The 13,614-nt window shown below is 44.2% G+C and carries 12 protein-coding genes and 2 tRNA genes; 2 read left to right on the top strand and 12 right to left on the bottom strand.

From position 1 onward, the window contains the following. The first annotated feature begins 481 nt into the window (after positions 1-481). Positions 482-1,441: an integron integrase gene (locus tag P5V12_RS08790; protein ID WP_316956980.1), complete on the top strand. Its 960-nt coding sequence runs from the start codon at positions 482-484 to the stop codon at positions 1,439-1,441. Positions 1,442-2,137: 696 nt separating this feature from the next. On the opposite strand, the gene P5V12_RS08785 is transcribed toward P5V12_RS08790, so the two are convergent. The 12 genes from P5V12_RS08785 to P5V12_RS08730 form a co-directional block, all read right to left on the bottom strand. Next, positions 2,138-2,225: transfer RNA gene (locus P5V12_RS08785), tRNA-Leu, on the bottom strand. A 43-nt stretch (positions 2,226-2,268) separates the two neighbouring features. Further along, positions 2,269-2,342: transfer RNA gene (locus P5V12_RS08780), tRNA-Cys, on the bottom strand. A gap of 276 nt (positions 2,343-2,618) precedes the next feature. Then, positions 2,619-3,176 (bottom strand): CDP-diacylglycerol--glycerol-3-phosphate 3-phosphatidyltransferase, encoded by a 558-nt coding sequence (pgsA, locus tag P5V12_RS08775; RefSeq protein ID WP_316956979.1) that lies wholly within the window; start codon positions 3,174-3,176, stop codon positions 2,619-2,621. 39 nt (positions 3,177-3,215) lie between these two features. Continuing rightward, positions 3,216-5,054 carry an excinuclease ABC subunit UvrC gene (uvrC, locus tag P5V12_RS08770; RefSeq protein ID WP_316956978.1) on the bottom strand — a complete coding sequence of 613 codons (1,839 nt, stop codon included), beginning with the start codon at positions 5,052-5,054 and terminating at the stop codon, positions 3,216-3,218. Next, the gene (gene uvrY, locus P5V12_RS08765; RefSeq protein WP_316956977.1) at positions 5,055-5,708 is read right to left on the bottom strand and encodes a UvrY/SirA/GacA family response regulator transcription factor; all 654 of its coding nucleotides are present in this window, start codon (positions 5,706-5,708) and stop codon (positions 5,055-5,057) included. 198 nt (positions 5,709-5,906) lie between these two features. After that, entirely contained in the window at positions 5,907-6,926 is a 1,020-nt protein-coding gene (gene murB / locus P5V12_RS08760) for a UDP-N-acetylmuramate dehydrogenase (protein ID WP_316956976.1), read from the bottom strand. After that, positions 6,926-7,408 (bottom strand): low molecular weight protein-tyrosine-phosphatase, encoded by a 483-nt coding sequence (locus P5V12_RS08755; RefSeq protein WP_316956975.1) that lies wholly within the window; start codon positions 7,406-7,408, stop codon positions 6,926-6,928. Before P5V12_RS08755 ends, murB begins: the two co-directional genes overlap by 1 nt. A gap of 4 nt (positions 7,409-7,412) precedes the next feature. After that, on the bottom strand, positions 7,413-8,171 hold the full coding sequence (gene kdsB / locus P5V12_RS08750) for a 3-deoxy-manno-octulosonate cytidylyltransferase (protein ID WP_316956974.1): 759 nt from the start codon (positions 8,169-8,171) through the stop codon (positions 7,413-7,415). A gap of 12 nt (positions 8,172-8,183) precedes the next feature. Further along, positions 8,184-9,251 carry a tetraacyldisaccharide 4'-kinase gene (lpxK, locus tag P5V12_RS08745; RefSeq protein WP_316956973.1) on the bottom strand — a complete coding sequence of 356 codons (1,068 nt, stop codon included), beginning with the start codon at positions 9,249-9,251 and terminating at the stop codon, positions 8,184-8,186. Between the two features lie 5 nt (positions 9,252-9,256). Further along, positions 9,257-9,694: a biopolymer transporter ExbD gene (locus P5V12_RS08740; RefSeq protein WP_316956972.1), complete on the bottom strand. Its 438-nt coding sequence runs from the start codon at positions 9,692-9,694 to the stop codon at positions 9,257-9,259. Positions 9,695-9,697: 3 nt separating this feature from the next. Continuing rightward, entirely contained in the window at positions 9,698-10,324 is a 627-nt protein-coding gene (locus tag P5V12_RS08735) for a MotA/TolQ/ExbB proton channel family protein (RefSeq protein WP_316956971.1), read from the bottom strand. A gap of 194 nt (positions 10,325-10,518) precedes the next feature. Next, the gene (locus tag P5V12_RS08730; RefSeq protein WP_316956970.1) at positions 10,519-12,864 is read right to left on the bottom strand and encodes a DNA internalization-related competence protein ComEC/Rec2; all 2,346 of its coding nucleotides are present in this window, start codon (positions 12,862-12,864) and stop codon (positions 10,519-10,521) included. A gap of 219 nt (positions 12,865-13,083) precedes the next feature. Between P5V12_RS08730 and P5V12_RS08725 the strand changes: the two genes are divergently transcribed. Then, positions 13,084-13,611, top strand: a complete 528-nt coding sequence (locus tag P5V12_RS08725) for a DUF2062 domain-containing protein (protein WP_316956969.1) — start codon at positions 13,084-13,086, stop codon at positions 13,609-13,611. Positions 13,612-13,614: the final 3 nt, after the last annotated feature.

Below are 13,614 nucleotides of genomic sequence, written 5' to 3'. Positions count from 1 at the left end.
GGACGCGCTCGCCTATTCTCGCCAACCACTTCTTAGTTTAAAATTAATTCTTTTTCAATTAATCGCGCTGCGCGGACGACTATCTGCGACAAAAAATTGAGCACCGACCCGATACATGGCCGAGGTCGCGCAGCGAGCGAGGCCGTGTATCAGTATATTATACGGAATTCCGTATATACCCGGATAAGAACGATTCTCACCGGTAAAATTTCTTATTTAAATTCAATGAGTTAACAAGCTGAAAGCTAGGTTGAGAAAGGCGCTTGGCCGGGGAAAAGCTGCCTGAGTACATAACAGACCTTTCCGGGTCTTCTATGCACTCAATGAGGAGACAGTTTTTCCTTGGTTTTCAACAACTTACTTTCTAACGCCTGGAAAAACACAGAATTCATTTTCGTTTCTCATTAGACCCCATTCTTGAAAAAATGTCTATTTTTCAATATAACTGTATATACATACATATCAATGGATTGAAACGATTATGAAACCCTCTCCCTTTCTTGAGCGTATTCGAACTGAACTACGTACCCGCCATTACAGTTTGAAAACCGAAAAAACGTATCTTTACTGGGTTCGATTTTTTATTCATTTCCACAACAAGAAACATCCTAAAGATATGGGAAATCCAGAAATTGAACGGTTTTTAAACTATTTGGCCACCACTCGCCGTGTGTCTGCCGCCACTCAAAACCAAGCCCTATGTGCCCTCGTGTTCATGTATCGGCATGTAATAAACCAGGAGATTGAAGGATTAAATTATGGGTATGCGAAACGCCCAAGAAATTTACCCACGGTCTTATCTCACAAGGAAGTCAATGGAGTCCTTTCTTGCTTATCAGGTAAGTATTGGCTTATTACTGCGATCCTTTATGGTTGCGGACTAAGAGTGAATGAGGCGCTGAGACTCAGAATTAAAGACATCGACTTTGACAACAAATCACTTTTTGTTTTTCGGGGAAAAGGACAGAAAGACAGATACACATTGCTTCCGACATCTCTGATCGATCCAATTCAAAAACAGATAGAAAAAGTGAAATCCATTCACGCTATTGATCTGTCCGAGGGATTTGGCCTTTCTTCGGTGCCTTCGGCTTTGTTTCGAAAGTATCAGCACTCTTTATCACAGTTTTCATGGCAATACTTATTTCCGTCTACCACTCGGTGTGTGCACCCATATGACGGGTATGAGTGTCGTCACCATATTCATGATACGGCCTATTCTAAACAACTGAGACTTGCCGTAAGAAAATCGGGTATTCACAAGCGTGTGACAGCCCATACTTTTCGACATAGTTTTGCGACAAACTTATTGTTAAGCGGCACAGATATTCGCACCGTCCAGGATCTATTGGGGCATTCGGATTTACGGACGACAGAAATATATACTCATGTTATTGGATCACGAAGAGCCGGTACGGTAAGTCCAATGGATCGGATATAGCTATTTTGACTGTATCTGTTTATGTGCGTTTATAAAAATTAATGTCTGCTTTTACTGCTCAGTCGTTTTGAAACTGGATTATCTTGAATGACGGCTTTGTGTCGTTAACCGACCTTCGAAGCTCCCCAAATAATCGATTTTTTCTTACGCTTTATTTTTCCCCCCAAACTCAACAATTCCGCCTCACAGCCCCACCAAAACACGTTAGAAGTTTACGGAACAATTATCATTACAACGATGCAAAATTTGAGTTAGGTCTAATATAAGATGCATCAATGTATTCGCACAATAACTGCTCTTTCACGGAAGCATCAATCGACACGCATTACACCCAAATGACGCCTAATGTTTTTTCAGGCTAGCTAATTTCGCTATTCTTCTACGAAGAAAAACGTCCGGAAAATTGCTACTTTCGCCGTTTCTCGATCTTTTAGCAGGCGTTGAAAGTACACTTTCATGGAGACCCGGGATGATTTGATGTCGAAACTCGATAAAGTAAGGAATATCGGAAAAGCCAAAGGCTACGCGCGAGTAATCGTGAGTAAAACGCGAGTAATGGGTGTAAAAAAACGCGTCTTTTCCAATGCTAAATAGACTGGCAGATCGTAGGTCTTTTGAAGAAAAACGAGGGGAATCAATAACTTAAAATATAGACAAAAACTATTGTAATTATTTTTTTGATAACTTTTTTTCTATTGGTGCCCGGGGCCGGACTTGAACCGGCACGACTTATTAAGTCGGGAGATTTTAAGTCTCCTGTGTCTACCAATTCCACCACCCGGGCAAATGGGGTTAGCTTTACGCTAATTTCTCTGTGAGAGAGAAAGTGGAGGCGCGACCCGGAGTCGAACCGGGCTACGTGGATTTGCAATCCAGTGCATAACCGCTTTGCTATCGCGCCTATTTATGATTTACCAAGTTTACTCTTGGACGCTTCGCTGTTATTGGATTGTGAACAATCCAGTGCCCTATTTATAAAACCGGGGCTTTGCTATCGCGCCTATGTGTGATTTATCAAGTTTACTCTTGGGAGCTTAGCCGTTACCAGATTGCGTTCAAATCCAGTACCCTATTTCAATAATATTGGGCTTTGCTGTAGCGCCTTTAAGGGGTGCGAATTGTATAGGAATCCTTACGTTTTATTCAACTCTATTTTTGCTAAATCACTGAAAAAGAACTAATTTTTCCCAGATAGGGTCGGCCATGCGGCTTTCAGATACACCATCATCGACCACAAGGTTAAAATTGCAGCAAGGTAGAGTGCTACGTAACCAGCCTGACTGAAAAGTGGGTAGCTATCCGATTCAAACGTCAGCAGGACAACAATTGCGATTATTTGCAATGTGGTTTTCACTTTACCGATCATGGACACCGAGACGCTCGCTCTCTTCCCAAGTTCAGCCATCCACTCTCTGAGGGCCGAGATCACAATCTCTCGGCTTATGATGACGATTGCCGGCAAGGTAAACCAGACATCGTGATAGCTTTCGATTAACAATGCCAAAGCCACCGCCACCATTAGTTTGTCTGCTACAGGGTCAAGAAAGGCGCCAAACGGCGTCGCCAAGTCATATTTTCGCGCAATATGGCCATCCAGGTAGTCGGTGATACCGGCTAGGCCAAATAAGGCTCCGCATAAGAAGTAACGATATTGAAGGTCTGAGTAATAAATCACCACAAGCAACGGAATGAAGAATATTCTCACTAATGTAAGTTGGTTTGCGATGTTAAACATTCGGGGGGGATCTACCTTTAGCATTTCTGAACGCGCACGTTACTCACTGTGAAGTGCGCTGTAAATATCCATAGCCATTTTTTTACTAATACCATTAACTTTTGTGAGATCATCAGCATTAGCCTTCATCACTTCCTGCAAACCGCCGAAGTGTTTTAAGAGTTCTCGTCGTCTTTTGGCTCCAACACCGGGAATTTGTTCCAACGTTGAGGTTTTTCTTTTACGATCTCGTTGTTGTTTATGCCCTGTAATGGCAAATCTATGGGCTTCATCACGAATTTGCTGGATAAGGTGTAAGCCACTGTGGTCTCCTTCCAGATGTTTTTCCTGGCCATCCGTAAAGATCAGGGTTTCCATTCCCGGCTTCCGCGTTACCCCTTTGGCAATGCCTATGGTCAGAATATCTGCAATACCGAGTTCATCGAGCACTGACTTTGCCATGTTTAGCTGTCCTCGCCCACCGTCGATAAATAACACTTCCGGTAATGGTTTGGCTTCCTTCTGCAAACGTGTATATCGTCGGGTGATCGCCTGCTTCATAGCGGCATAATCATCACCACCGGTAATACCTTCAATATTAAACCGACGATAGTCCGACTTCACTGCACCATTAATGTCGAATACCACACAACTCGCGACCGTGTTTTCACCACTGCTGTGGCTGATATCAAAACACTCAATACGACCAGGCATGTCGTCCAAGTCCAAGGCATCCTGCAAAGATTCGAAACGATCGAGAAGAGTTTGCCTGTTGTTCAGCAAGTTTTTCAAGTTCTGACGCGCCGCTTCATTCGCCATCGCCAGCCATTTTGCTTTGTACGTTCGAACATTCGATGTAATTTTTACTGGCCTATCCAAGGATTTGGAAATCGCCTCTTCTAGGGAGGTACGGTCTTCCAGATCATACCCTAAGACAATATTGGGCGGCGTATCCATTGCTGAATGCCCCAAATAATGATGAGCAACAAATGCGCTCAATACTTCCGCCTCACTACTGGATAACTTATCTTTTGGAAAATAGCTTTTGCTGCCAATTATTCGACCATGTCGAACATAAAGCAGATGAACGCAGGATAGCCCTGCCTCTGAGTAGGCCGTAATAACGTCCATATTCCCACCACCGGCTTCAATTACCTGCTGGGCCTGAACCTGCCTCAGAGCCGTAATCTGGTCGCGATACACCGCAGCCTTTTCAAAATTCAGGTTATCAGAAGCCTTTTCCATTTTCTGCACCAGACGTTGATGCAGTTGATCGCTTTTTCCCTCCAGAAACAAACGCGTATTTTCCAGATCGCTGTGGTAGTCCTCCTGACTAATTTTTTCGACACAAGGACCAGAGCAACGGTTGATTTGGTACAAGAGACAAGGACGCGTTCGGTTTTGATAAACACTGTCTTCACACTGACGAACACCAAAAGTCTTTTGCAAAAAATTCAAACTGTCTCGCACCGCACCGGCGTTGGGAAACGGCCCGAAGTACTTACCTTTTTTCCGCTTGGCACCACGGTGAAACGCCAATCTTGGATAATCTTCACCTTCAGACATGAAAATATAGGGGAAGGATTTATCGTCGCGAAGTAAAATATTGAATGGAGGCTTTTGACTTTTGATCAAGTTATGTTCAAGCACCAAAGCTTCCGCTTCGCTGGGAGCAACGGTAATCTCAATGGAATGAATCCGTTTTACCAAGGCCTGCGTCTTGGCGTTTAAGCCAGAACTGCGAAAATAACTGGACACCCTGTTCTTCAGGTTTTTTGCTTTACCAACGTACAAAATATCGCCAGCCTGGTCGTACATCTGATATACGCCAGGCTGCTTGGTAAGATTTTTAAGGAAGGATTCAGAGTCGAATGCTATGTCAGCTCGTGTTGGTGCCATCTAAGACAAATTTTCTACATCCAGAATTTTATATTTGACCGCCAAGAGCGCCAGCTCAACGTCAGAGTTAATTTTAAGCTTATCGAAAATACGATATCGATAACTGTTTACTGTTTTCGGACTGACGCAAAATGAATCAGCAATTTGTTGTACCTTCTGGCCATTAGCGATCATGATCGCCGTTTGCAGCTCTCTTTCGGACAGCATTTCAAAGGGTGACGCTTCGCTTTTGGTACCGGAAAAGTTCTTCAGCGCTAGCTGCTGTGCAATCTCCGAACTCATATAGAGTTTGCCTGCCAACACCGTTTTAATCGCATCAATTATTTCGTCAAAGCCGGCGCCCTTAGTCACGTAGCCAGATGCCCCCGCTTTCATAAGACGCTCGGGGAACATTTCGTCAGAAAGTGCGGTGACAGCAATAACCTTAGTTTTATCACTGGCATTCAATACTTTTCGTGTGGCCTCTAAGCCACCTATTCCGGGCATTTTTACGTCCATTAAGACGATGCACGGTTTAAGCTCCCTTGCCAGATTAACGGCTTCCTCGCCCGTTTTTGCCTCTCCGACAACATTGAAGCCGTCCACGTCGGATAGCATGCGAACGATGCCCATCCGTACTAAATCGTGATCGTCAGCGACAAGTATGTTAGTCACTAGATTACCTCTACCTGTGAGATGTTTTTTTAAATATTGTTTTTATAATTGTTTGATCTCGATTTCTTCCAATCGAGTTGAAACTTTAATATTACATTATTAATTGGTAATAAACATACTTTTCTAGTATAGATCGGAATAACTTATCCCGAAGCATGTGGGATAAAGCGTATTCGTAAAGAGGATAAAACCCACTTTTTAGGATATATACCTAGGCTCGATGTCTAAATGAATCGAGAATAACCCTTGAACATCTGACTGTATTTGCCTGGCAACAGAATAAATAACATCGACCGAGCAGCCTTCTGGATTTGTGAGAACCAACGCCTGCCTTTCGTGGATTTTAATTCCATTTTTTTGCCTTCCGCGCCAACCTGCCTGCTCAATCAACCAACCAGCTGGTATTTTAACCTGCCGATTCGGTTGGTGGTAACAAGGCATTAACGGGTATTCGGCCTTTAACTGTTCATACTGCAACTGACTAATTACCGGGTTTTGAAAGAAACTACCAGCATTAGGAATTACCTTCGGGTCAGGCAGCTTAGTTTGCCGTATCTGCCTTATCGCAGATAACACCTCTTTTGACCCAATCTGCGAAATATCCCTGTCAACAAAAGCATTTGCTAACGCTGGATATGACAGGTTTAGCTTCGGAGATCGACTCAAACGAAGAACAACATGAGTGATAATATACTTCTGATCCAACTCTCGTTTAAAAATACTTTCACGATATGCAAATCTGCATCCTTCGCGATCAAAGATATCCACGGCACCCGACTCAAGATTAATTGCCGTCAGTTGCTCAAAAACATCTTTTAATTCACAACCGTATGCACCAATATTCTGAATAGGTGCTGCACCGACAGTACCAGGAATCAAAGTCAGGTTTTCAATACCAGACAGGCTATTTTGCTCTGCCCAATTCACCAAGTCTTCCCAAATCTCCCCAGCCCCTACCCGAATAAGCACATCCCCATATTCTTCCGCAAGAATATCAATGCCTTTTATTTTCGGCTGAATAACGAGGCCGGAAATTTTTTCTGCGAGTAACAGATTACTGCCCCCACCTAATATATTGATTTTTTGTGCGCGCTTTTTTGCCCAGCCAATGGCCTCAAAAATATCATCCATATTTTCAGGTGCACAAAACCAATCACAACGGGACGGAACAGCCAGCGTGTTTTTAGTAGTTAAATCAACATCCGCAACAAATTGCATTAAAGATTTTTCTCGTTACGAATTGTTGTCAACAAGCCTTGAGAAGCGGCCTCTACCAAATCCAAAACCGTATCAAAGCCTTTATCACCACCATAATAAGGGTCTGGAACTTCGTTATAACTGCTTTCAGGAAAGTAATTAAGAAAAAGGGTTAATACACCAGAATAATGGGAAGGCTGTAATACTTGTAAGTCCTTTAGATTGCTTTCGTCCATCGCCAAAATGTAATCGTATTTTTCAAAATCATCAACGTCGACTTGACGACCACGAAGGGCAGATAAATCATAGCCTCGTTTTTTGGCTGCAACCATTGTTCTGGAGTCCGGTTTTTTACCAATATGCCAGCCCGATGTACCAGCAGAATCAATATCAAAATAATCTGTTAAACCACTGTCATCAACCAATTGCTGAAAAACGCCATGGGCCGTAGGCGAGCGGCATATATTACCTAAACAAACAAATAGTACGTGTATTTTCTGCATACCACTACACACCAAACTCGGCTTGAATTCGAATTAAATCTTCTGGTGTATCCACACCACCAGGTACCACTTCGCAAGCTTCCTGAACATGAATGTTTTCACCATTTTCAAGAATGCGCAGCTGCTCTAATTTTTCCAGACTTTCCAAACCACCAATAGGCCATTGAACGAATCGATTTAGCATTCCAACACGATAAGCATATATACCAATATGCCGCTGAAATAATGGACTGTCCGGTAATGATTCTGCGCCTTCGGCAAAGGCATCCCGAACCCAGGGAATCGGCGCACGGGAAAAATAGCAGGCACGGCCATTTTTATCTGCAACAACTTTTACGCAGTTTGGATCAAACAACACTGTTTTATTGGTAATAGATTCAGACAAAGTTGCGGCGCTAACATCAGGGTTTGAATCAAGATTTCGGGCCACTTGATTAATAACCGCCGCAGGAATGAGCGGTTCATCCCCTTGCACATTCACCACGATATGTTCTTCATCGAAATGATATTGCGCCGCCACTTCCTGCAGTCTATCGGTTCCAGACTCATGAGTTTCCGATGTCATACAGACTTCACCACCAAAACCTTTGACAGTATCGAATACTTTTTGATTATCCGTGGCCACAATAATTTGTTCTGCATCACTGGCGCTGGCACTTTCATATACACGTTGAATCATCGGTTTGCCGGCGATATCTGCCAGAGGTTTGCCAGGCAACCGGGACGACTGAAAACGTGCAGGAATAATAACGGTGTACTTCATAAGCAAGGAATTTTATTTTTTTATTGCAGTTTTTTTCTGTTGAAAAAGTTTTCGAACAGAATTGACAAAGGCATCCAGAAAAGCGTCGGGGATATCCAATTGAATATCCAAATACCATAAGCCCGTATTTGTCAGCTTGTCATTATTCGGATTTTCTTTTATTAACTGTTGGATTTTAACCGCATCTTTCGAAGTCATAATGACGTCACGACCAACAAATTGGGTGATATCGTCCAAAACATAATTATGGTGATCGTCAAACACCTGAGTTTCAAACTTAACGGATAAACCTTTTAGCGTGGAAAAAAACTTATCCGGATTACCAATACCTGAAATCGCAATCGGGTCTTGGGCATCAGAGATAGCATCAATGGGTAAACGCGTTGACGATTTAACATCACACAAACCAACAGGTTTAACTGCAACCTGAACAGATTTTTTAACCAGACTGCCCACCGTGAGTTTACTCACATCACCATTCACGATAATGCAATCCACTTCATTTAAGCGCTCAACCGGCTCACGCAAAGGGCCTACAGGTAATAAGTGCTCGTTACCAAATGTACGTCGTCCATCAATGACGGCAATTTCCATATCTCTCGGCAAGCGGTAATGCTGTAAGCCGTCATCACTCAGAATAACATCACAGGAGAAATTCTCGATTAATCTCTGTGCTGCATCAAGACGATCATCCGCAACTGCCACAGGGCAACTGGTCTGATGAAAAATCAAAATAGGTTCGTCCCCAGCTTCGGCCGGAGTCGATAATGAACCGACACAGTGAACACTGTTTTCGTATTGACTATTTCGACCATAACCGCGAGACACTACGCCGGGGTGAAAACCATTTTTTTGCAGATGTTTGATCAGCGCAATAATTAACGGTGTTTTACCTGTGCCGCCAACCGTAATATTACCGACCACCACAACTGGCACACTTAATGGCGTTTGCTTGCTCTCTAACCGGGCTCGTCGTATACGGCTCACGCCTTCGTAGAGAAACTCCAGGGGGGCAAGCGCGCTTAATACTCCCGGCTTTTTAGCGTACCAACGTTTTTCTATTGCGGATCTGAATGACATACCAATTATTTTTCACCACTGTCTTCACTGTCCGAAGGCATACGTGTTGTCATGCTTAACTTGGCAAATCCCATTTGTCCTGCAAGGTCCATAACCGTGACCACAGACTGATACGGTGCTTTTGAATCACCGGTAATAATAAACGGAATACTATTGTCCCCGGATGACAACTCTTCGACTGCACGACGCAGCGTATCCACCTGGCTATTTACCAGAGATTTTCCATTAATGGCATAACCACCCTGAGGGCCAACCACCACTTCGATTTTTGAGGCCGCAGCGGGTTGCTTATCGCCAACCGCTTCGGGCAGATCTACTTTTAGATGCGTCTCTTTGGTAAAGGTCGTGGAGACCATAAAAAAGATCAGTAGTAAAAAGACCACATCAATCAGAGGCGTGAGGTTCACGCTCTCTTCCGCTTTTACCTGACGACGAAATTGCATGGACTACCCCGCTTTCAGGTCGACACGTCTTTCACTGTGTAAAGCATCCACCAGCTTTACGGCTTCCTGTTCCATGGTCACCACCAGAGAATCCACTCGACGAACAAAGAAACGGTGAGTAATCATGGCCGGAATCGCAACACACAAACCTGCAGCTGTAGTCACCAGAGCTTCGGAAATCCCTCCAGCCAATACCGCCGCATTACCCGCACCCTCCAGATTCAGTGCAGTGAACACTTTGATCATACCGATCACGGTTCCCAACAAACCGAGCAACGGTGCGATAGCCGCGATCGTACCCAGTGCCCCAAGGAAACGTTCCATATCGTGCACCACACTACTTGCGGCCTCTTCAATACTGTCTTTCATCACTTCTCGCCCGTGACGGGAATTACTCAATCCGGCAGAAAGGATGAAGCCCAACTTGGATGAACGACGCAGCTTTTTCAGCTTTTCGCTATCCAGCTCATTACTCTGAATCCAAGCCCAAACCTGTCCCAACTGATGTTTGGGTGCGATCTTGGCTGGATTGAGAGTCCAATAACGTTCAAATGAAATACCGATTACCGCAACTGAACATAAAATGATCGGTAACATTAACCAGCCACCGGAAGATAAAATCTCAAACACCTGTTACTCCCACTGCTTTTAAAATTCTGTCGTTATTAAGAGTTAAAGTCGGCAAATGATACCCGAATCATGTCCTGAAATCTGTGCTTTTGTACATGCATGTTACACAAGCGCGACAGCTGTTCAGATTCCGCTCAATACCTTAGCCAACCGTCAGCCCTATTGAGCTTGACCTAGGAGTATTTCACACGGGTTTAGTACCATATCCGTCGATTGTTGTCTCTCTCCGCCAGGACTTCCAACACGCCTTCCGGGGAAACATTAATTGTGATCGCACCATCGTAAGCGGTATCCCAAAGTGTGCTGGCCATGTCTTGATATCGGCTAATCACCGCACCGTGAGGATGTCCGTACCGGTTTTTATACCCAGTACTGAATATCACGTGTTTGGGGGCCAGCTGCCGGATAAAGTCGAATGAAGATGAGGTTTTACTGCCATGATGAGGAGCCACCAACACATCAATATCGGATGGCAACAGGTTTTCCCTGATTAAAATACGCTCAACTTCCTGTTCGATATCTCCGGGCAACAAAAACTTACGTCCAAAAACCGTAACAACTAGCACGCAGGAATAGTTGTTGGACTTGGCCAATACCTGCTGGTGCTGGCGATCCGGCCATAATACTTCCACATGGGCCGCGCCCAATCGGAATTCCTGGCCAGCATGACAAAGCTGCCCTCGTGCATAGATATGTTCAGGCTCTCCCAACCAAAGACTCTGCACATCAACTGAATCAAGCACGGATAAAGCGCCACCGGCATGATCATTGTCATTATGAGATAACACCATATCCAACTTAAGTGACCGTTGCTTTTGTATAAAGGGTGTAACCACGGCACTACCAATATCGAACTTATCACTAAACTTTGCGCCAGTGTCGTAAAGCAAACTCTGGTTACTTGAATTCATATGTATGGCCAACCCCTGACCAACATCCAGAGTCGTCATTTGAAAACCAGCGGATGTATTTTCTCGCGGAAAAAGAAATAAAATAAAACAGGCCACTCCCAAAACGCGCAAGTTAAGGGGCTTAGGCGTAAGACATAATATTGTTGCTAAAACTCCGCTTGCTATAAATAACCCGCTTTTTTCAGAAAAAGAAACCTGCCAGTAATCCTGTTCGAAAAAAGTGCTTAACACTCTTAAAAAATTCATTAATAAAAACAACACCCAATCGGCAAAAGCAAGACACCCGTTTGCAAGTAGCGGAGCAACCTCAATTAATAGCGTGGACAACAGAATAAACGGTACAACGAGGAATGAAACAACTGGTACGGCAATAAGATTAGCCAATGGGCTTATTGCTGACAGAGGCAAAGCATGAAAAACCAAAACAACAAACAAACCAATAAAAATTACAAGCTGGGCTTTACCATAAACCAATACATAATTCGGGACGCCCCACACGCTCTTCGTTGCAGAAACACCCGGTAACGAAAAACAGAAAAGCAACACGAACACCGCACCAAAACTTAACCAAAAACCAGGCTGGCCCAAATTAAAAGGCTGAACACCAATTAACAGCACAGCAACAAGTAAGAGCAAACGAAAAATACTGACGCGAGCACCAAAGAAAAACACAGCCTGAATAAATAAAACACACAATAATGCGCGCTGGGTGGGAACGGAAAAACCGGCCAAGGCGGCATAGAACACAGCCGAGAAACAACTGACCAAAGGCGCAAGCGTCCTAAGCCAAGGCTTTTCTCGGCGAAAACACAAAGCCACTAAACGGGCAAAGAGAAAGCTTAGAAAGTAGACAACGCCGGTAACAAGCCCCAAATGTAAGCCGGAAATAGCCATAAGATGATTGATGCCTGTTTGAGCAAACAGCTTCCATTGCTCTGCGCTAATTCGGCTTTTATCTCCAACCATTAGTGCCGATATTAATTCGGGGTGATCAAGTACTGGGTTTGAATCGATAAGTTTTTCTCGTAATCCGTAACGTAATCGATCAATAGAAATGTGACTGTATAAAAATTCTTCGCCACCTGGACGGACATAACCTACCCCGGAAATACCATTGGCGATCAACCAGGCCTGATAATCAAATCCACTGGGATTAACCAATCCCCTCGGTCGCCGCAGACGGATAGTAAAATTCCACACATCACCGGACTGAAGGTGTTGAGACGAATACCAGCTTAGCTTGATCTTTTTTGGTGCAGAGAAATACCGAACCACGTCAGGCGGAAGTGTTCCCACAGGTATATTTTGCAAGGAAACTCTGGCCTCAAAGCGCAGTGCACGATCTCCCCGATAAGGCAGCCCCACCACCTCCGCACTAACCGGAATATCCAGTTTTTCGTGGCCATTAGGAAACAAACCCGCAAGAATAAAATCCATTCGCACAAAACAGATCAAAGCACCACTATGCAGGCCAACCAATATAAATAGTCCTGTATACCGATAACGGAGCAAACAGCCCAGGCCAATCACCAGTACAAAAGACAACGTAGTGTAGAGTGCGGCATTGGGTAATGCCGGTTGAATAAATGCGATCAATGCGCCGAGAACAAACGAAACAAGAAAATACATTGGTTCTATCCGTGAGCCAGAGGGTTATCCTTACCTTGGTCATTGTGACAAAAATATTAAGTCACGACGACCCTTTGCGTTTTTTTTCACATACCGCTTACGCCCGAAAGGCAACATAGTAGACAAAGATGACAAAAGACAAAGTAACCGCAGCTTCTGCTAGAAAAGCATAGCAAGTCTCTGCATAATAGCGCCCCCGAAAATAGTTAATGATCATAGATGCCACGTAAGCTGTTTAAACGCTGGATCCCTGACCCCAGTGAAATTCGAAAGAATCCTGCTCTGAAGTTCTTGGGGGTACTGCTACACGACCCCAATTTATTTCATCTGAACAGGCATTCCGTTTCCGTTGCGTTTTTTGTTGGTCTTTTTCTCGCCTTTTTACCCTTACCTGGGCAAATTCCTCTCGCTGCACTTGGGGCTCTCCTGTTCCGCTGTAATTTGCCAATCGCAATTTCCCTAGTCTGGATCACCAACCCACTGACATTCCCCTTTATCTACTTCGGCGCATACATGATCGGCGCACGTATCCTCCATACACCGATAAGGGATATTCATTTTGATTGGACTTGGAGCTGGTTCGAAACGCACTTCCCTTTGATCTGGGAACCGCTGCTATTGGGATGTTTAATCTCCAGCGTATTTTTTGGCGCTTTAGGCTACATCACCATTCAATGGACATGGCGTTGGCACGTAATAACACGCTGGAAGAAAAGGCAAAACCCGGACGAGCCAGAAAAACAATAACTC

The organism is Teredinibacter sp. KSP-S5-2 (assembly GCF_032773895.1).
GTDB lineage: Bacteria > Pseudomonadota > Gammaproteobacteria > Pseudomonadales > Cellvibrionaceae.
This window is presented reverse-complemented; position numbering and strand designations above follow the sequence as displayed.